This window comes from Leptospira mayottensis 200901116 (assembly GCF_000306675.2).
GTDB lineage: Bacteria > Spirochaetota > Leptospiria > Leptospirales > Leptospiraceae > Leptospira > Leptospira mayottensis.
The window spans coordinates 3,392,290-3,412,200 of the sequence record NZ_CP024871.1 but is presented as its reverse complement, the minus strand read 5'-3'; the positions used below and the strand labels follow the sequence as shown (position 1 = coordinate 3,412,200).

General features: G+C 43.4%; 17 protein-coding genes and 1 pseudogene. 4 read left to right on the top strand and 14 right to left on the bottom strand.

Annotated elements, in window-relative coordinates; genetic code table 11:
- Positions 1–893 precede the first annotated feature (893 nt).
- The 5 genes from LEP1GSC190_RS15605 to LEP1GSC190_RS15580 form a co-directional block, all read right to left on the bottom strand.
- Positions 894–1,190 carry a hypothetical protein gene (locus LEP1GSC190_RS15605; protein WP_173380561.1) on the bottom strand — a complete coding sequence of 99 codons (297 nt, stop codon included), beginning with the start codon at positions 1,188–1,190 and terminating at the stop codon, positions 894–896.
- 3 nt (positions 1,191–1,193) lie between these two features.
- Complete coding sequence (locus LEP1GSC190_RS15600) at positions 1,194–2,399, bottom strand: ParB N-terminal domain-containing protein (RefSeq protein ID WP_002747165.1); 1,206 nt, start codon at positions 2,397–2,399, stop codon at positions 1,194–1,196.
- The gene (locus LEP1GSC190_RS15595; RefSeq protein ID WP_002747174.1) at positions 2,396–3,157 is read right to left on the bottom strand and encodes a ParA family protein; all 762 of its coding nucleotides are present in this window, start codon (positions 3,155–3,157) and stop codon (positions 2,396–2,398) included. Before LEP1GSC190_RS15595 ends, LEP1GSC190_RS15600 begins: the two co-directional genes overlap by 4 nt.
- Before the next feature lie 176 nt (positions 3,158–3,333).
- Positions 3,334–4,401, bottom strand: coding sequence for a tyrosine-type recombinase/integrase (locus LEP1GSC190_RS15590; protein ID WP_002747169.1), 1,068 nt, complete (start codon positions 4,399–4,401; stop codon positions 3,334–3,336).
- A gap of 377 nt (positions 4,402–4,778) precedes the next feature.
- A complete protein-coding gene (locus LEP1GSC190_RS15580; RefSeq protein ID WP_036048097.1) occupies positions 4,779–7,688 on the bottom strand; it encodes a CHC2 zinc finger domain-containing protein in 2,910 nt (969 codons plus the stop codon).
- 208 nt (positions 7,689–7,896) lie between these two features.
- Here LEP1GSC190_RS15580 and LEP1GSC190_RS15575 point away from each other — a divergent pair, with 208 nt between their 5' ends.
- From LEP1GSC190_RS15575 to LEP1GSC190_RS19910, 3 genes and pseudogenes are all read left to right on the top strand, one after another.
- Complete coding sequence (locus LEP1GSC190_RS15575; protein WP_002747181.1) at positions 7,897–8,250, top strand: helix-turn-helix domain-containing protein; 354 nt, start codon at positions 7,897–7,899, stop codon at positions 8,248–8,250.
- A 105-nt stretch (positions 8,251–8,355) separates the two neighbouring features.
- Positions 8,356–8,604: a hypothetical protein gene (locus LEP1GSC190_RS15570; protein ID WP_173380610.1), complete on the top strand. Its 249-nt coding sequence runs from the start codon at positions 8,356–8,358 to the stop codon at positions 8,602–8,604.
- Positions 8,605–8,616: 12 nt separating this feature from the next.
- Positions 8,617–8,837: pseudogene (locus LEP1GSC190_RS19910) on the top strand (hypothetical protein).
- 105 nt (positions 8,838–8,942) lie between these two features.
- Here LEP1GSC190_RS19910 and LEP1GSC190_RS15560 read toward each other — a convergent pair.
- From LEP1GSC190_RS15560 to LEP1GSC190_RS15550, 4 genes are all read right to left on the bottom strand, one after another.
- Positions 8,943–9,212 (bottom strand): hypothetical protein, encoded by a 270-nt coding sequence (locus LEP1GSC190_RS15560; protein ID WP_237578316.1) that lies wholly within the window; start codon positions 9,210–9,212, stop codon positions 8,943–8,945.
- Between the two features lie 90 nt (positions 9,213–9,302).
- Positions 9,303–9,950, bottom strand: coding sequence for a hypothetical protein (locus tag LEP1GSC190_RS15555; RefSeq protein ID WP_002747157.1), 648 nt, complete (start codon positions 9,948–9,950; stop codon positions 9,303–9,305).
- Positions 9,951–9,955: 5 nt separating this feature from the next.
- On the bottom strand, positions 9,956–10,195 hold the full coding sequence (locus tag LEP1GSC190_RS20455; protein ID WP_237578387.1) for a M23 family metallopeptidase: 240 nt from the start codon (positions 10,193–10,195) through the stop codon (positions 9,956–9,958).
- A complete protein-coding gene (locus LEP1GSC190_RS15550) occupies positions 10,108–10,686 on the bottom strand; it encodes a M23 family metallopeptidase (RefSeq protein ID WP_237578317.1) in 579 nt (192 codons plus the stop codon). Before LEP1GSC190_RS15550 ends, LEP1GSC190_RS20455 begins: the two co-directional genes overlap by 88 nt.
- A 1,026-nt stretch (positions 10,687–11,712) precedes the next feature.
- Here LEP1GSC190_RS15550 and LEP1GSC190_RS19575 point away from each other — a divergent pair.
- Entirely contained in the window at positions 11,713–11,880 is a 168-nt protein-coding gene (locus LEP1GSC190_RS19575; RefSeq protein ID WP_161970106.1) for a hypothetical protein, read from the top strand.
- Between the two features lie 1,111 nt (positions 11,881–12,991).
- Here LEP1GSC190_RS19575 and LEP1GSC190_RS15540 read toward each other — a convergent pair.
- The 5 genes from LEP1GSC190_RS15540 to LEP1GSC190_RS15515 form a co-directional block, all read right to left on the bottom strand.
- A complete protein-coding gene (locus tag LEP1GSC190_RS15540; protein WP_173380561.1) occupies positions 12,992–13,288 on the bottom strand; it encodes a hypothetical protein in 297 nt (98 codons plus the stop codon).
- A gap of 3 nt (positions 13,289–13,291) precedes the next feature.
- Positions 13,292–14,497, bottom strand: a complete 1,206-nt coding sequence (locus LEP1GSC190_RS15535; RefSeq protein ID WP_002747165.1) for a ParB N-terminal domain-containing protein — start codon at positions 14,495–14,497, stop codon at positions 13,292–13,294.
- Complete coding sequence (locus LEP1GSC190_RS15530) at positions 14,494–15,255, bottom strand: ParA family protein (RefSeq protein ID WP_002747174.1); 762 nt, start codon at positions 15,253–15,255, stop codon at positions 14,494–14,496. Before LEP1GSC190_RS15530 ends, LEP1GSC190_RS15535 begins: the two co-directional genes overlap by 4 nt.
- Positions 15,256–15,431: 176 nt before the next feature.
- On the bottom strand, positions 15,432–16,499 hold the full coding sequence (locus tag LEP1GSC190_RS15525; RefSeq protein ID WP_002747169.1) for a tyrosine-type recombinase/integrase: 1,068 nt from the start codon (positions 16,497–16,499) through the stop codon (positions 15,432–15,434).
- 377 nt (positions 16,500–16,876) lie between these two features.
- Complete coding sequence (locus tag LEP1GSC190_RS15515) at positions 16,877–19,786, bottom strand: CHC2 zinc finger domain-containing protein (protein WP_036048097.1); 2,910 nt, start codon at positions 19,784–19,786, stop codon at positions 16,877–16,879.
- Positions 19,787–19,911 lie beyond the last annotated feature (125 nt).

The following is a 19,911-nucleotide window of genomic DNA, read 5'->3' as shown; positions in this document are numbered from 1 at the left end:
GAGCGCAATGATAAAGGCAGGAGTAGTTTTCTTTCTCTTGAGAGGTTCGAGAGAAGTAGTTCGAAAAGGCTCTTTCAGGTTCCTGTTACTGGCAACTCGTTTTTCCAGACAGCAGCGTTTTAGGACTCACACAAGACTCATTTTCGAAACTTTTTTTAATCAAAACGAAAAACTTTTCCACCCACACACCTTCTTTCTTTAGCCGCAAATCTTCCGGCTCTCATGTGGCAGAATGTTTGTTCTGTCAAGCGGATGTGAGGGAATCCGAGCGTGTGCGGTGGAAAGAAGGAATTGTTTTTCGGCACAATAACGCACTGTATAAAATTAGAATATACGCACACGCGAGGACACTTCGGATATTAGCTAATATCGGAAGTGCCGAACATCCGCGTCATGAGAGCCGGTTAAACGATAATATTGAAAGTAGGTGTGTGGGTGGAATATGCAAGTGCCGTTTCATTCCGATGTAACGGCATCAAGGAAGCCATTGTGGTTTCCCAGCTTCTCGGCACCAAGTCAACGGCGTCTAATTCCCGCGTAACCGCTTGCGGGCTTTCGCCAAATCCTCGCGGCTTTGTTTCAGGTGGGGAATTTCCCCACTTGAGAAAACAGCTTTCCTTCTTTCAGGCTCGGACTTCGGTTACGCGTCCGGAACATTAAACGCCATTGAAATCGTTTCGTATTTGGAAAACTTTTCGATTCACAGCTAAATAGGGAAGCATCCTTCTACATCCTTGAAAGGAGAGTCCTGTTTCATTCGAAAACAGGATTAAGGAAATTTCAGGATTTTTCAGGGTAGTTTTGAAGTGAGGAAAATCGAGGAAATTTGAGGGAAAAATCGCAGTTTCAAATACAAGAAGATCAAGCAGAAAGCAATGCTCCTTTCCTTGAAATCAAATCTTCCGCTTCCCTCCCATTCTTTCTCCGATCACTCGCAACTTTCTTCTAATCTCTCTTTCCTTCTCGAAATGATTCTTCCATTCCAAGATCATCGTTTGAACTTTCTTTTCGTATTGAGTGAGGAGAGAGATTAGCTTTTTCACTTCCTCTCTTTTCTTCGTTGAACTCAACTTCTCGAATCGATTCCAAAATCCTTCGATTCTTTTTTGGAACAGTTTCTCTTCTTCCGTTGTCGATGACTTCGAATTCACCAACCTCAAGGTTACTTTGGTTCGTTTGCTCTCTCTCATATACTAAAGACCCTGAACCCGTTTCTTTTCTCCAACTGAAAGGAGCTTCTCCACAATTTCGGAATCTTCTTTGGCTAAAGTCGTTACTTGAGCTTCCAGCTTTTCTTTCTGCTTCCTTACTTGAACGAGCTTCCCAACCAAACGACTCACTTCCGCTTTCTTTGCCGATGCACTCAGCTTGGAATATCTCTTCTGAAATTCTTTTACCTTGTCCTTCTTTGTGAGAGTTTCTTTTTTCTTCTCGGTCTTCTTCTTGGCCGGTTTCGGTTCTTTGGTTTTTAATTCCTTCTTTAATTCCGTTACATATCTCCGAGCCGTTCCAAGTGGTATATTCTCATTCTCTGATACTTTCTTGGCTAAGTCATGCTTCTCGTTCAAAATATCACCCTGATATTTTGATTTTTCCTTTGGGCTTTGTTTCAAAGGTTCTCCTTGAACTTTTGATCTTGAAGAGTCTGTTCCAACCAATGAAAAAGATTTCTTCTTTGATTCTTTGTCTGATCCGACTTTCAAGTCCGCGCCTTCAAGGTTTGTTCCCTGCGCTTGCTCTTCTAAGGTGCCAACTTCACCGAAGAATAGCCCAAGCCCCATTTCAGATTCCGTTTGTTCTTCCATTGAAGAAGTTTCATTCTCTTGTTTTGTTTCTTCTTCTGGATTCTCAGCTAATGAATGAGACGATTCATTCTTGCGGTTCCCGCCTCGGTTGTCTTGCAAGAGATCATCTTTGTATTTCCGAAGGATTCTTCTCTTTAGCCGCTCTTTTCTTTGCTCCGCTGTTAGATGTCTGCGAAATAAATTGTCTCCTTCTAATATATCGTATTCCTCTTCGTCGTTAAGTTCGTTCATATAATAACGGACAGGGATACTCTCGACACGACGACGCACGTTCTCGTCTTCGTGGTCCTTCAACTCAAGAGCGATTCGGTAACGGTTTTCTCCTGTAATGATCGTCCCGTCCTTCTTCGCTGTAAGTGCGTCCAAAATTCCATTGAGAGCAATGTTCTCTTTGAGATTTGCGTATTCTTCTTCACTCAAAGGGTCAAAGTCGTTTTTCGGATTCGGCTTTAAACTCGAAGGGAGAACCATCTTTACAATCGGGTTGAGGGTCACTCCTTTTGGAATATACTGTTTTTTGAATGTAGATCCGGGACGGGGACTTGCTTCTTGCGTTTCCATCCATTCTTTTGCTCTCTCTTCTTGGCTTCTCATACATTCACCCTCCGATTTGTCTTGAACGATTCTGATTCTCCTTCAAGTTCCATTACTTCTTCCGCCAATGCCTCAAACCAAAGATCGCCCTTGCTTCCAGGTTTTAATTCTCTTCCTTCCTCCGATGCTTTCTCGATTCCACTGAGCTTTCCGATACTCACACGAGAGACTCGAATCTTCTTTTTCAAATTTAGGATTCTCTCGCTCTCTTGTTTGCCTCGTCCCACAAGAGAAGGAACGACGACTAACTTCTCGGCAATCCCTTGGGCTACTTCCTCTAAGTCTTTCATCCCTTGAAACGACCACCTCTTCGGACAAACAGGAGAAAGAACCAAGTCCGCAACCAGAACTGCAAACTCAAGCTCCACAGACAAATGTCCCGGCGTATCGAGTATGAGATAGTCGTAGCTTAATTTTTGAAATTCACCCCCAAGAACCGAAAGAAGATATTCCACTTCCAAATTCTTGACTCCCGCTCCAAACGAAAGCGTGGAAGGCAACACATCCAAGCCCGCAAATCTACTTTTGTGAATACACTCTCCAACCTCTCTTTCTCCCAAAAGAACGCTCAGTATGTTTCTCTCTTCCAACACTCCGCGTTTTAAGTATCTCAGGAAGAAATCGGTTAGGTTGTTGTTCAGATCCAAGTCAGCCGCAAGAACTCTCTTTCCTCTTCTTGCAAGTTGAATCGCTAAATTCGTGGAGTGCGTTGTCTTTCCAACCCCTCCCTTGGATGATGCGATCGCTACAATATACATGCCTTCGGCCTCCCTAACATTCGTTAGCTTTTTTGATTTCTTGTTTTTAGTTTTGAATGAAAGAAACCGCTAAAAGAAGAAGTCCTCCTTCATCCGATTCCTTTCGTTTGGTTGTTTAGAGATATGGAATGTTTTAGAATTCTAAAACGAGAACATCCACTCTCTCAATTGGAAAATCAGCTCGTGTTCGGTTCTTCTTGGTTTGAATCTTTGTCTTTCGAGACAGTCTCTTCTTTTTTCGAAATCCTTCCCACAAGAGAAGTCGAATCCGGTGTATGGATCGACGGGTGAGTCTTGTCATACACTTCCTTGAGTTTTCGAATCGCTACGTGGGTATATATTTGGGTCGTGCTTAGAGTCTCGTGTCCAAGCATCTCCTGAACATGCCTAATATCCGCTCCGTTGTCCAGCATCCCCGTCGCAGTCGTGTGACGAAAGATATGCACCGCTTGCCGCTTCCTTACATCCGCCGCCTCTCTAAACACCGCAAAGAGGCTCGTAATACTCGCATGCTCCAGCTTCTTGCCGCTCTTACCTAAAAACAAATGGGGCTCGTCCGTATTCCGCAATAACGCGACCCTCGACCGCTCTAAATATCTCCTTACCCACGACAATGCCCTTTCACTGATCGGGATCAGTCTCGTTTTCTTTCCCTTGCCTTCTCGAACAAGAACCGTCCTTCCAAAAAAATCAATATCACTCACATATAAATTTCCAAGCTCCATTCTGCGTATCCCCGTCGAATACACTACCTCAAGCATCGCCCGGTCCCTGAGTCCTAATACGTTTTTCACATCCGGTACAGACAAGATCCTCTCCGCTTCTTCCACACTGAGTACGTTGTGCGGTATGTTCCGTTTCACATACCTCGGGATCTCCCAATCCAAAGAAGGGTCCACAAGCAACACGCGCTTTCTTGCAAGCCATCCGAAATATTCCCGCACGCTTGCAAGTCGTTTGTGTTTGTTGTTGTTCGAAAGCTCTTTTCCGTTGTATTTGTTTTTCAATCCGACTACCTGATTTCTGTATCTTTCCAGTAAAGACAAAGTTACTTCGTTCGGATACCGAATCTCTCGCAAAGCACACCATTCAAAAAAATCAATGAGGCAAGCATGCGTATTTTTTAATGTACTCAGGCTGTGTCCTTTTCCCGTCCGGTTCCTCTCTAAATAGCTGTAACAGTAGTTCTCAAAACTCCCCACCGGTGAAATTCGTAACGTCTCTAACTTCTCTTGCCAGCTCATTTGAATTCAAAACCAACCTGCAAGCAGCCGCACGGACAGCGTCCGGAAAAACTTTTTTGGTCCTAGAAGACCTTTTTTGGATGTGAAATCCGTGTTTTGCACGGAAACATACTCTAAACCCCAACAGAATGCGAGAGTGAGGGGGCGGCTACCCCCAGGCGAAGGGCAGGCGACCCCTAGGCTACCCCCCGGCGAGGTTGCCGTTTTGCTAGGCGAGGTTAGTCTTTTTAGGGGTGAGGTTTGCGTCAAACGTGCGGCAAAAAGCAGGTTTTCCCGAGCCTTGCTGGTAGGGATACAAACTGTGTGCATCCACAACGGAAATTTCTCCAAATTCCACAAACAAAAATATACAAGAAGTTCGGTATATTCGGATTCTTTCATACACTCTCCAACCTCTCTTCCTTTCTGGCAAGTCCTAATACCTCTCTCCAAGACAATACTGTGTTTCCTTCCACTAACAAGCCTGAGTCTTCGGAATCTGTTCCCCGTTTTTCTCCCGTTTCTCTTTCTTGGGCAAAAGAAAGTCCAAGGGCAAATTCCTCTCCTTCTTTTCCCTCTCCGTCGTAAAGGAGTTCGTATTCTGTGATTTGTCCCACTCGGCCATTGCGTACGATTAAATACTCAAGCTCTTCTAATCGCCTCAAGTGGACCCGAAGTCTTGTGTCGCTCATTCCGAGTCGTTCCCGCGCATCCCGTCTTGTAAAACGAACCTCGCTCTTGGAAATCTCTTGAGTTTCGCTCTCTTGCTCGACCATCGTATGAAGGGAAAACAAGACTTCCTTAGTCTGGGGTGTGAGTTCTTCGAGGGTTCTTCCCAAAATCTTGGATGCGAGAATACTTCCAAGCTCCAAGTCTTCTCTTGCCACCTCGATGTATTCAAAACTCTCTCCGTTCTCGTCCTTTCCTAATTTCTTTTCTCTTTGGTATTGGTGCAAGAGTGCGATCGATTTGATTAAGGTTAAATATTTCTTTTGGTCCCGGCGCATCCTGAGTTTTGTATCCGGGAACTTTAACTCTTTTGCATACGGGTTCACAACCACTAAAGGACGAAGAACCCTTTGTATATTCTTGTGGAGTTTCAAAATCTTCTCTTTGTCTCTCTTCTTTACGATTCCTTCCAAGGTCTCCAGTTCTCTTTGAATCTCCAGGATCGTTCTTGTTTGTTCTCTTCCTTCGTTCACCGTGAGAATGAGACATCGGTTCTCAAGCTCCTCATCGATCTCCAAGTTGGTGGTTGTGAGGAATATCACGACCGGTCCTTCCACGCTGTATTCTTCCGTCACAGTTCTTCCGGTGGTCGGGTCTTTCATTGCGCTTGCGATGCTGATTTTCTTTTCACTCTGCAAAATCTTTAACGCATACTTCGCTCTCTCAGCTCCTTCTTCTTCCGAGATCGCAAGAACTTTGTTTTTGAGATTGGTTGTGGACATATAGAAAAGAGATTGGCCGGTCATCGCTGAATACTTCTCTTTCTCTTCTTCCGGCACAAAGTCGAGGACCGCATCCATCAAAGTCGATTTACCTGCCGACGAAGAAGATTGTATGATAACTGCCAAAGGATTCTCCGTTCTTCTTGTGATACTCGCAAGATACCCCACAAGTGAATTCACTCTCTCTCCCACAAGCCCGCATCTCTCAAAGTCCATTAAGATATTGTAAAGTAGGGATTTGTCTTCTAAATACAATACCGCTTCCGCCCTTTCCTCGGGGGTGAGCTCAACTTCCGTCTTTACGTTTCTTTCTTTTTCTTTCTGGTTCAATACATCTTCTAATACGTTGATGAGTTTCCCCAGTTCCTTCTTGATCGTTTCCTCTTTTTCTTTTAACTCGTGGGTGGCCGTCCCTAAATACGAAGTCCTCGCTTTGTAGCTGAGTAAGTCCACGTTGTCTACGTGATACCTCTCTCCTTGGCTTACCTTCAAAGTCACTTTCAACGTCTCAAGGCTTGCGTTGTTGCGAAAGAGTCCTTTCGCTAAATACGTTCTTTCTGGGAAATCTACTTGGACTTCTTCTTTGGTGACCTTTACTTCCGGTTGAGTTTGTGTTTGGGAAGCGGTCAGGGCGGCCAGTCCTTCCGAGGTCAAGAGCGGTTCTTGTGGCCGCGCGGTGGAAAGAGTTGTTTCAATGGGAAAGAATTCTTGGATTCGTGGGCTTTGCTCTTCCTCTGTTAAAGGAACGCTCTCCTCTAAAAGTCCCAAGAGTGTGTCTTGAACTTCTTCGCTTCGAACCGCCACTTCGTTCACATCCATTCCAAGCGGTAACAACACTCGATGGATTAAAATTCCTTTGTCTTTCAGTCTCTGATATACAGAAGCAGCTCCCTTGTCTCCTGCCGCGTCCGCGTCATACGCGATGTATATCTTTTGAATTTGTTTTTCGAGGATTCTTTCCTGGATTACTTCCGTGAAGCCTTCGATTCCATAACTGCATGTCACGTTTCGGATTCCGTTCTCCCAGAAGGTAAGCGCGTCGAGAATCGATTCGCAAAGCACTAACTCTTTCTTTTCAAACGCGTCTTCTTCATTCCAGATCCCTAAATGTCTGCCCGGTAAGTAAAGATGATTGGGAATCGCTACCTCTCTACTTGCTACGACTCTTCTTCCATACATCCCGCAAAGTTCGCGGCCTTGCGTGAAGATCGGAAATACGATTCTTGCCTTGAAATACTCATTTCCACTCTCTCCAAAAATCCCGAACTCCTTAAATACCTCTCTCGCTCTTCTCCCTACGTTGCTTCCTCTCGATGGCAAAATCTTTCCTAAACTTCCATCGCTGTAACCGATCTTAAATTTGGATATCGATTCCTCACTTCCCACCTTTCTCGTTTGTAAATACGAGAGCGCGTTCCTATTTTGTCTCAATGTGCTTTCGTAATATGCCAAAGCCTGAAAGATCAGTTCTCTTTCTTCACTATTTAGTTTCTCCGTCGTCGGGATCTTTCGTCCTAACGCCTTCTCCAATGCCACCGGTGTTTGAGGTTTACCTCCCAGAGACACCGGCCGCGGTTTGAACTTGAGTAGCACTTCTACCGCTTCGTTAAACCCCAAGCCTTCCCGTTTCATCACAAAGTCGATCGCGCTTCCGCCCGTCTTGCAAGCTCCCATGCAGTGCCACAGATTCTTTACTGGCGTTACGATGAAAGACGGCGTGCGGTCGTCGTGGAACGGGCACTTTGCTACCCAGTTCGTTCCGTGGTTCTTCAGCTCGATCCCATAGCTGCGGACAAGTGCCAGGAGGTCCGTTTCCGTTTTCAGGCGGGTAATCTCTTCTTTTGGAATAAAGGGCATGGGGCGAGGCTCCTTTGAGGATACAGTATAAAGGTTGAATAACAGGGCAAAAGATGATTCAATCAATTGAATCAATATATCAATCTAAAGACTGTACATGACAAGAGAAAATTTACCTTTCTACTCGTTTTTTTCTTCTTTTTCAAGAATTACTTTATATTTTTTCAAATATATACAGCCTCTACGCTCCATGTATAAGGATTGAATCATGCCGTCTTTTGGTGATAAAGTTAAGAAATTAAGAAAGGAAAAGGATTGGTCGCAAGATGAATTCGCCGCTAAGATCGGAGTCCATGGTCGACACATTGGAAAATATGAAAACGGCTCAACCATGCCAAACTCTGAGACGGTCATTAAGATGGCGAAAGTATTTGAAGTCTCAACAGACTATTTACTTTTAGAAGAAGGAAATGCAAACCCTGCCTCCAAAATTAGAGACCAGGCTTTACTCAAAGAATTTGAAATTGTAGATCAGATGAGCGAAAAAGATCGAGAAGTCATTAAATCACTCATAGACGCTTTCATCAAAAAAGGACGAATGGAACAGGTTTTAGGAAAATAATAGAATAAAAATCTAAAAAAAGTTCAAATCGCTAAAAGAAACATATATGATACCAAATCAAACATCCATAGTTTATTAAATTTACTGAATATAATGAACTCTTCCATGAAAGCAATTCATCCCAAATTCATCACAGACCATAAAGGCAAAAAACTCTCAGTCGTTATTTCAATCAAAGAATTCAACACTCTTTTAAAAGAACTCCAAAATGCACGTCGTAGTCGGGCAAATGACAAAGAACCAACTAAAAAAGAAATCCTCGCAAGTATCAAACAAGGGATGAAAGAGGTCGAACTCCACAAACAAGGTAAAATAAAACTTAAATCCGCTAAAGAATTGCTCGATGAACTTTAAAAAGAACAATCAATGATTAGAACAAGAATCACTCCCAAAAACACAGATCTCCATCTTTCCATTCCGGAAATGTATGTAGGGAAAAATATCGAAGTCCTCCTTTACGCAGTCGATGAAATCAAAGAAGAACCAAAAAGCCCGGTTACCATGAAAGACTTTCGTGGAACGCTCTCAAAAGAATCAGCCGCTAAACTCCAAGAAAAGATTCAAAAGAAAGAGAAGAATGGAACTGAAATTCCTTCTAACATTCTAAATACAAAAAAGCCGACGCTCCCGCCGGCCAAGTTTGGTACACGTTACACTTTCGATTTTAAAAAATATTTCAAACTCGAAGTCGTTTAAGAACCAGCCAGCTCGTATTCAACTATTCTGATATATTTAGAAGTATGAATCTGTCTTACCGTTTCTTTGATCTTTTCCAAGTCCTCAAACGGAACTTCCACTTTTACAAGCGATCCACTCTCTGTATCAAAGTAGACGCAAGGAACTTTACCGTCCCAAGTTGTATCCACATACATACGGCGGCCCGTCGTTTTGCTTCGGACCGCTTCGCCCAAAGAGAAGCTCGTTCGAGAGGTCGGGAAGTGTGGTTCTGTTCGGTCTTGCATTGTTGGAGGGTGTTAGTTTGTGTGTGATGGCTCAGGATATCCGGACTAACCTCTTTAGCTTTCGCAGAGAAGATACACCGTATTTAAACTTCACATTCGAATTAAAATATTACCTTTATTCAAAGCTGGTATTAAATCTTTAGCATCCTCAGGCAAGCCGCCTTCTCTGTATTTTTCTGAATCAATTATTTCAATTGTATTGTTAGTTAGAATCTTAACTGTTAAAATCTCTTTATTATTCGAAATAACCTTCATTAAACTACCATTCTTAATATAAGAAATGTTATCGAATTCGAAGCGGCCAAAATCGCCATACGGATTCAACAAAACTTTGTTAAGTCGAATTTCTAAAAAAATAAATTGAGAAAAATCTTGAGGGAAGTAGCTGAGTGGTAATTCGGACCAGGTTCCAGATAATTCAAATTTATTCACATCTTTCGTAGAGTCGTTTTGTAATGAATTTACTGAGGAACTTAAAGTCCAACCTTGAGTATTATTTACCTTTACAAGAGACCATTCAAATTCTTTTTCCTCCGCACCAAGAAAGTCAGTAATCTTAACGATTTTTTTTTCTTTAATCTCGAATTCATTTCCTTTCACTAAAGAAGAGACAACCTCACTCCCGGAGACTGTCTCTTTGTATAAAGGCAATTTTACGTTGGATGAAAATTTCTGTTTTTCAGAAGCAAATTTTGAACATGCAACAACTAATATAAGCAAAAAAATGATTCTTTTCATAATTTCTAATTTTTACCCTCAAATTTATTCCAATCAAAAAGCATTGGATCAGTTTCTTTTAACTTACCATTCGTAGGTTTGTAAATCGTAAAATGCATATGTGGCCCTCCTGGAGTGTTTCCAGATTGGCCGGATAGTGAAATTAAATCTCCTTTTTTTACGATTTGACCGGGTTTAACAAGAATTTCTGAGTTATGAGCATAATATGTATATACCTTTTCTCCATTCGCATTCGTGTGCTCGATTGAAATTGTTGCCCCCCTTTATCGTTTTTATTCACTTTATTAGGATCGCTATTTCTTAGAAAATTATCCGGTTTATCATGAAGTAAAGAAACTTTACCATCCGCTACAGCTACAATAGGAGTTCCAATCGGAGTCATCAAATCAACCGCACCGTGTAATTGATTTGTTCGAGGTTCAGAGAAGACGCCATCTCTTCCTTCTTTAAATGGGATTGGTGTTCTGGCTCCATTCGAATATTCAGTTAAACCACCGCCTTTACTCGTCGTATTTGAATTTGTCTTTTCCTGATTTCCCTTGTCGGCCGGAGCCCTTAGCTCGGCTGATCTGTCAGACTGTTGCTTCAACCCAGCCCTTTGGCTTTCTAAATGTTTCAATTCATCCATTTTTTGGGAAATGATTTTCGCCGCTACTTTCTCTGGAGTGATACCGGATTCATCCATTGCACCGTTACCACTTGCAAGTGAGACTCCTTCTTCAAGCTCTCTCTTCAATTTAGAAATTCTTTCATCTAAATTATGCTCAGGAGAATCAGGTTTTTTAGAATTATTCGGATCGGAGGACGTTCCATGACTTGCATCTCCGTCACCGTCATTCTTTCTCCCCGCAACCTCAACTCCAGCCCCTTCTAACTTGCCCTAACCCGGAAACTGCTGGAATTGCATTTCTCCCAAAGCATTAGTCGTTTCGAAGCATTTTAGCCTTAGAAAAGTTTCAACCCTGAAAAAAAATCCCGTACAAGCGGTTTTGAAAATACACAAAACTTTTCCCCTAAGAACACTTTTAGAATATTCAACTTTCTTCATGTCTTTCCGAAGAAACCTGAAAAATACGAAGGACTTTTTAGGATTTCACTTCCAAATTTCGGAAAACTTCGGATTTCTTCAGATTTTTCAAGCATACAAGCAACAATCTTGCTCGTTTCCTCGCCTCCCATTCGTATTTCGCAAGTATTCACCGATTCAAGACGATATTCGCTCTTTCTGCTTCTCCAAAATCTCCCTTAGGTTCCAGACAAGGCTCACACAGGACTCGAACAAGTACCGAACAGGACCCATTTGAAAATTACAAGTCTCGAACAAGTACCGCACAGGACTCGGATAGGACCCATTTGAAAATAAAGATTTACCGAATTCTTCCATCAAAGTTTTCTTTTTTCATCGATAGTCGAATCCTTTTACCAAAAAAGAAGGCAACTAAAGAGAAAACCTCGACCTTTCAAAGAAAACTCTCTTCTCCAATACCTCCTGAACCTCATTCGAAACCAAAGAATTCAAATCAACTTCTACTAATATATGTGTAAGCAATTTCCTTAGCGAATTTCGAGGCGGTTGGATCAGCAATCACGCGGCCAATCAAAATCGAAACTTGGAGGGATATAATATAAGTAAAGGAGGCAAGGATGAAAAAAGATAAATCTGTTTTGAAACTGTTTCTTCGGATCGTTTTGAAGATTCTCGATCTGATCCGAATATTCTTCGGATAATCGAATACGTTGCGAGGATCGGTAAAGTGGGGCTTTGAGCCCTGCCTTACCGGGTTTACCGTTTCTCGATTTGGATTTACCCTTACTTTTCGGAGTCCATAAAAGAAAGGAAACCGAAACCGGATTTTCGGAACTTCTCGAATCTGTGTTAGTAAATGCTAGTCTTTTTTCGGCGGATAAATTCGGAAATATTCGATTTTAATCAAAAGAATTAGGTTTCATTGAGAGTTCTTTCGAAAACGAGAGAAAAGTAGATTTTTCCTTCTGGAAATATTCCATATCTTCCATTCTTCATTTCAAAAAGTTTTGGAGTTAGCGGGGTGGTGTTACTCTTCCCCCTCCGCCCGATGTTTCCATCGGGTTTGTCTTTAGAAAAGATTCCAAAGATCGCTTTTTTGAGTTTAGAGGCTCCAAAACAAGGAGCGCAATGATAAAGGCAGGAGTAGTTTTCTTTCTCTTGAGAGGTTCGAGAGAAGTAGTTCGAAAAGGCTCTTTCAGGTTCCTGTTACTGGCAACTCGTTTTTCCAGACAGCAGCGTTTTAGGACTCACACAAGACTCATTTTCGAAACTTTTTTTAATCAAAACGAAAAACTTTTCCACCCACACACCTTCTTTCTTTAGCCGCAAATCTTCCGGCTCTCATGTGGCAGAATGTTTGTTCTGTCAAGCGGATGTGAGGGAATCCGAGCGTGTGCGGTGGAAAGAAGGAATTGTTTTTCGGCACAATAACGCACTGTATAAAATTAGAATATACGCACACGCGAGGACACTTCGGATATTAGCTAATATCGGAAGTGCCGAACATCCGCGTCATGAGAGCCGGTTAAACGATAATATTGAAAGTAGGTGTGTGGGTGGAATATGCAAGTGCCGTTTCATTCCGATGTAACGGCATCAAGGAAGCCATTGTGGTTTCCCAGCTTCTCGGCACCAAGTCAACGGCGTCTAATTCCCGCGTAACCGCTTGCGGGCTTTCGCCAAATCCTCGCGGCTTTGTTTCAGGTGGGGAATTTCCCCACTTGAGAAAACAGCTTTCCTTCTTTCAGGCTCGGACTTCGGTTACGCGTCCGGAACATTAAACGCCATTGAAATCGTTTCGTATTTGGAAAACTTTTCGATTCACAGCTAAATAGGGAAGCATCCTTCTACATCCTTGAAAGGAGAGTCCTGTTTCATTCGAAAACAGGATTAAGGAAATTTCAGGATTTTTCAGGGTAGTTTTGAAGTGAGGAAAATCGAGGAAATTTGAGGGAAAAATCGCAGTTTCAAATACAAGAAGATCAAGCAGAAAGCAATGCTCCTTTCCTTGAAATCAAATCTTCCGCTTCCCTCCCATTCTTTCTCCGATCACTCGCAACTTTCTTCTAATCTCTCTTTCCTTCTCGAAATGATTCTTCCATTCCAAGATCATCGTTTGAACTTTCTTTTCGTATTGAGTGAGGAGAGAGATTAGCTTTTTCACTTCCTCTCTTTTCTTCGTTGAACTCAACTTCTCGAATCGATTCCAAAATCCTTCGATTCTTTTTTGGAACAGTTTCTCTTCTTCCGTTGTCGATGACTTCGAATTCACCAACCTCAAGGTTACTTTGGTTCGTTTGCTCTCTCTCATATACTAAAGACCCTGAACCCGTTTCTTTTCTCCAACTGAAAGGAGCTTCTCCACAATTTCGGAATCTTCTTTGGCTAAAGTCGTTACTTGAGCTTCCAGCTTTTCTTTCTGCTTCCTTACTTGAACGAGCTTCCCAACCAAACGACTCACTTCCGCTTTCTTTGCCGATGCACTCAGCTTGGAATATCTCTTCTGAAATTCTTTTACCTTGTCCTTCTTTGTGAGAGTTTCTTTTTTCTTCTCGGTCTTCTTCTTGGCCGGTTTCGGTTCTTTGGTTTTTAATTCCTTCTTTAATTCCGTTACATATCTCCGAGCCGTTCCAAGTGGTATATTCTCATTCTCTGATACTTTCTTGGCTAAGTCATGCTTCTCGTTCAAAATATCACCCTGATATTTTGATTTTTCCTTTGGGCTTTGTTTCAAAGGTTCTCCTTGAACTTTTGATCTTGAAGAGTCTGTTCCAACCAATGAAAAAGATTTCTTCTTTGATTCTTTGTCTGATCCGACTTTCAAGTCCGCGCCTTCAAGGTTTGTTCCCTGCGCTTGCTCTTCTAAGGTGCCAACTTCACCGAAGAATAGCCCAAGCCCCATTTCAGATTCCGTTTGTTCTTCCATTGAAGAAGTTTCATTCTCTTGTTTTGTTTCTTCTTCTGGATTCTCAGCTAATGAATGAGACGATTCATTCTTGCGGTTCCCGCCTCGGTTGTCTTGCAAGAGATCATCTTTGTATTTCCGAAGGATTCTTCTCTTTAGCCGCTCTTTTCTTTGCTCCGCTGTTAGATGTCTGCGAAATAAATTGTCTCCTTCTAATATATCGTATTCCTCTTCGTCGTTAAGTTCGTTCATATAATAACGGACAGGGATACTCTCGACACGACGACGCACGTTCTCGTCTTCGTGGTCCTTCAACTCAAGAGCGATTCGGTAACGGTTTTCTCCTGTAATGATCGTCCCGTCCTTCTTCGCTGTAAGTGCGTCCAAAATTCCATTGAGAGCAATGTTCTCTTTGAGATTTGCGTATTCTTCTTCACTCAAAGGGTCAAAGTCGTTTTTCGGATTCGGCTTTAAACTCGAAGGGAGAACCATCTTTACAATCGGGTTGAGGGTCACTCCTTTTGGAATATACTGTTTTTTGAATGTAGATCCGGGACGGGGACTTGCTTCTTGCGTTTCCATCCATTCTTTTGCTCTCTCTTCTTGGCTTCTCATACATTCACCCTCCGATTTGTCTTGAACGATTCTGATTCTCCTTCAAGTTCCATTACTTCTTCCGCCAATGCCTCAAACCAAAGATCGCCCTTGCTTCCAGGTTTTAATTCTCTTCCTTCCTCCGATGCTTTCTCGATTCCACTGAGCTTTCCGATACTCACACGAGAGACTCGAATCTTCTTTTTCAAATTTAGGATTCTCTCGCTCTCTTGTTTGCCTCGTCCCACAAGAGAAGGAACGACGACTAACTTCTCGGCAATCCCTTGGGCTACTTCCTCTAAGTCTTTCATCCCTTGAAACGACCACCTCTTCGGACAAACAGGAGAAAGAACCAAGTCCGCAACCAGAACTGCAAACTCAAGCTCCACAGACAAATGTCCCGGCGTATCGAGTATGAGATAGTCGTAGCTTAATTTTTGAAATTCACCCCCAAGAACCGAAAGAAGATATTCCACTTCCAAATTCTTGACTCCCGCTCCAAACGAAAGCGTGGAAGGCAACACATCCAAGCCCGCAAATCTACTTTTGTGAATACACTCTCCAACCTCTCTTTCTCCCAAAAGAACGCTCAGTATGTTTCTCTCTTCCAACACTCCGCGTTTTAAGTATCTCAGGAAGAAATCGGTTAGGTTGTTGTTCAGATCCAAGTCAGCCGCAAGAACTCTCTTTCCTCTTCTTGCAAGTTGAATCGCTAAATTCGTGGAGTGCGTTGTCTTTCCAACCCCTCCCTTGGATGATGCGATCGCTACAATATACATGCCTTCGGCCTCCCTAACATTCGTTAGCTTTTTTGATTTCTTGTTTTTAGTTTTGAATGAAAGAAACCGCTAAAAGAAGAAGTCCTCCTTCATCCGATTCCTTTCGTTTGGTTGTTTAGAGATATGGAATGTTTTAGAATTCTAAAACGAGAACATCCACTCTCTCAATTGGAAAATCAGCTCGTGTTCGGTTCTTCTTGGTTTGAATCTTTGTCTTTCGAGACAGTCTCTTCTTTTTTCGAAATCCTTCCCACAAGAGAAGTCGAATCCGGTGTATGGATCGACGGGTGAGTCTTGTCATACACTTCCTTGAGTTTTCGAATCGCTACGTGGGTATATATTTGGGTCGTGCTTAGAGTCTCGTGTCCAAGCATCTCCTGAACATGCCTAATATCCGCTCCGTTGTCCAGCATCCCCGTCGCAGTCGTGTGACGAAAGATATGCACCGCTTGCCGCTTCCTTACATCCGCCGCCTCTCTAAACACCGCAAAGAGGCTCGTAATACTCGCATGCTCCAGCTTCTTGCCGCTCTTACCTAAAAACAAATGGGGCTCGTCCGTATTCCGCAATAACGCGACCCTCGACCGCTCTAAATATCTCCTTACCCACGACAATGCCCTTTCACTGATCGGGATCAGTCTCGTTTTCTTTCCCTTGCCTTCTCGAACAAGAACCGTCCTTCCAAAAAAATCAATATCACTCACATATAAATTTCCAAGCTCCATTCTGCGTATCCCCGTCGAATACACTACCTCAAGCATCGCCCGGTCCCTGAGTCCTAATACGTTTTTCACATCCGGTACAGACAAGATCCTCTCCGCTTCTTCCACACTGAGTACGTTGTGCGGTATGTTCCGTTTCACATACCTCGGGATCTCCCAATCCAAAGAAGGGTCCACAAGCAACACGCGCTTTCTTGCAAGCCATCCGAAATATTCCCGCACGCTTGCAAGTCGTTTGTGTTTGTTGTTGTTCGAAAGCTCTTTTCCGTTGTATTTGTTTTTCAATCCGACTACCTGATTTCTGTATCTTTCCAGTAAAGACAAAGTTACTTCGTTCGGATACCGAATCTCTCGCAAAGCACACCATTCAAAAAAATCAATGAGGCAAGCATGCGTATTTTTTAATGTACTCAGGCTGTGTCCTTTTCCCGTCCGGTTCCTCTCTAAATAGCTGTAACAGTAGTTCTCAAAACTCCCCACCGGTGAAATTCGTAACGTCTCTAACTTCTCTTGCCAGCTCATTTGAATTCAAAACCAACCTGCAAGCAGCCGCACGGACAGCGTCCGGAAAAACTTTTTTGGTCCTAGAAGACCTTTTTTGGATGTGAAATCCGTGTTTTGCACGGAAACATACTCTAAACCCCAACAGAATGCGAGAGTGAGGGGGCGGCTACCCCCAGGCGAAGGGCAGGCGACCCCTAGGCTACCCCCCGGCGAGGTTGCCGTTTTGCTAGGCGAGGTTAGTCTTTTTAGGGGTGAGGTTTGCGTCAAACGTGCGGCAAAAAGCAGGTTTTCCCGAGCCTTGCTGGTAGGGATACAAACTGTGTGCATCCACAACGGAAATTTCTCCAAATTCCACAAACAAAAATATACAAGAAGTTCGGTATATTCGGATTCTTTCATACACTCTCCAACCTCTCTTCCTTTCTGGCAAGTCCTAATACCTCTCTCCAAGACAATACTGTGTTTCCTTCCACTAACAAGCCTGAGTCTTCGGAATCTGTTCCCCGTTTTTCTCCCGTTTCTCTTTCTTGGGCAAAAGAAAGTCCAAGGGCAAATTCCTCTCCTTCTTTTCCCTCTCCGTCGTAAAGGAGTTCGTATTCTGTGATTTGTCCCACTCGGCCATTGCGTACGATTAAATACTCAAGCTCTTCTAATCGCCTCAAGTGGACCCGAAGTCTTGTGTCGCTCATTCCGAGTCGTTCCCGCGCATCCCGTCTTGTAAAACGAACCTCGCTCTTGGAAATCTCTTGAGTTTCGCTCTCTTGCTCGACCATCGTATGAAGGGAAAACAAGACTTCCTTAGTCTGGGGTGTGAGTTCTTCGAGGGTTCTTCCCAAAATCTTGGATGCGAGAATACTTCCAAGCTCCAAGTCTTCTCTTGCCACCTCGATGTATTCAAAACTCTCTCCGTTCTCGTCCTTTCCTAATTTCTTTTCTCTTTGGTATTGGTGCAAGAGTGCGATCGATTTGATTAAGGTTAAATATTTCTTTTGGTCCCGGCGCATCCTGAGTTTTGTATCCGGGAACTTTAACTCTTTTGCATACGGGTTCACAACCACTAAAGGACGAAGAACCCTTTGTATATTCTTGTGGAGTTTCAAAATCTTCTCTTTGTCTCTCTTCTTTACGATTCCTTCCAAGGTCTCCAGTTCTCTTTGAATCTCCAGGATCGTTCTTGTTTGTTCTCTTCCTTCGTTCACCGTGAGAATGAGACATCGGTTCTCAAGCTCCTCATCGATCTCCAAGTTGGTGGTTGTGAGGAATATCACGACCGGTCCTTCCACGCTGTATTCTTCCGTCACAGTTCTTCCGGTGGTCGGGTCTTTCATTGCGCTTGCGATGCTGATTTTCTTTTCACTCTGCAAAATCTTTAACGCATACTTCGCTCTCTCAGCTCCTTCTTCTTCCGAGATCGCAAGAACTTTGTTTTTGAGATTGGTTGTGGACATATAGAAAAGAGATTGGCCGGTCATCGCTGAATACTTCTCTTTCTCTTCTTCCGGCACAAAGTCGAGGACCGCATCCATCAAAGTCGATTTACCTGCCGACGAAGAAGATTGTATGATAACTGCCAAAGGATTCTCCGTTCTTCTTGTGATACTCGCAAGATACCCCACAAGTGAATTCACTCTCTCTCCCACAAGCCCGCATCTCTCAAAGTCCATTAAGATATTGTAAAGTAGGGATTTGTCTTCTAAATACAATACCGCTTCCGCCCTTTCCTCGGGGGTGAGCTCAACTTCCGTCTTTACGTTTCTTTCTTTTTCTTTCTGGTTCAATACATCTTCTAATACGTTGATGAGTTTCCCCAGTTCCTTCTTGATCGTTTCCTCTTTTTCTTTTAACTCGTGGGTGGCCGTCCCTAAATACGAAGTCCTCGCTTTGTAGCTGAGTAAGTCCACGTTGTCTACGTGATACCTCTCTCCTTGGCTTACCTTCAAAGTCACTTTCAACGTCTCAAGGCTTGCGTTGTTGCGAAAGAGTCCTTTCGCTAAATACGTTCTTTCTGGGAAATCTACTTGGACTTCTTCTTTGGTGACCTTTACTTCCGGTTGAGTTTGTGTTTGGGAAGCGGTCAGGGCGGCCAGTCCTTCCGAGGTCAAGAGCGGTTCTTGTGGCCGCGCGGTGGAAAGAGTTGTTTCAATGGGAAAGAATTCTTGGATTCGTGGGCTTTGCTCTTCCTCTGTTAAAGGAACGCTCTCCTCTAAAAGTCCCAAGAGTGTGTCTTGAACTTCTTCGCTTCGAACCGCCACTTCGTTCACATCCATTCCAAGCGGTAACAACACTCGATGGATTAAAATTCCTTTGTCTTTCAGTCTCTGATATACAGAAGCAGCTCCCTTGTCTCCTGCCGCGTCCGCGTCATACGCGATGTATATCTTTTGAATTTGTTTTTCGAGGATTCTTTCCTGGATTACTTCCGTGAAGCCTTCGATTCCATAACTGCATGTCACGTTTCGGATTCCGTTCTCCCAGAAGGTAAGCGCGTCGAGAATCGATTCGCAAAGCACTAACTCTTTCTTTTCAAACGCGTCTTCTTCATTCCAGATCCCTAAATGTCTGCCCGGTAAGTAAAGATGATTGGGAATCGCTACCTCTCTACTTGCTACGACTCTTCTTCCATACATCCCGCAAAGTTCGCGGCCTTGCGTGAAGATCGGAAATACGATTCTTGCCTTGAAATACTCATTTCCACTCTCTCCAAAAATCCCGAACTCCTTAAATACCTCTCTCGCTCTTCTCCCTACGTTGCTTCCTCTCGATGGCAAAATCTTTCCTAAACTTCCATCGCTGTAACCGATCTTAAATTTGGATATCGATTCCTCACTTCCCACCTTTCTCGTTTGTAAATACGAGAGCGCGTTCCTATTTTGTCTCAATGTGCTTTCGTAATATGCCAAAGCCTGAAAGATCAGTTCTCTTTCTTCACTATTTAGTTTCTCCGTCGTCGGGATCTTTCGTCCTAACGCCTTCTCCAATGCCACCGGTGTTTGAGGTTTACCTCCCAGAGACACCGGCCGCGGTTTGAACTTGAGTAGCACTTCTACCGCTTCGTTAAACCCCAAGCCTTCCCGTTTCATCACAAAGTCGATCGCGCTTCCGCCCGTCTTGCAAGCTCCCATGCAGTGCCACAGATTCTTTACTGGCGTTACGATGAAAGACGGCGTGCGGTCGTCGTGGAACGGGCACTTTGCTACCCAGTTCGTTCCGTGGTTCTTCAGCTCGATCCCATAGCTGCGGACAAGTGCCAGGAGGTCCGTTTCCGTTTTCAGGCGGGTAATCTCTTCTTTTGGAATAAAGGGCATGGGGCGAGGCTCCTTTGAGGATACAGTATAAAGGTTGAATAACAGGGCAAAAGATGATTCAATCAATTGAATCAATATATCAATCTAAAGACTGTACATGACAAGAGAAAATTTACCTTTCTACT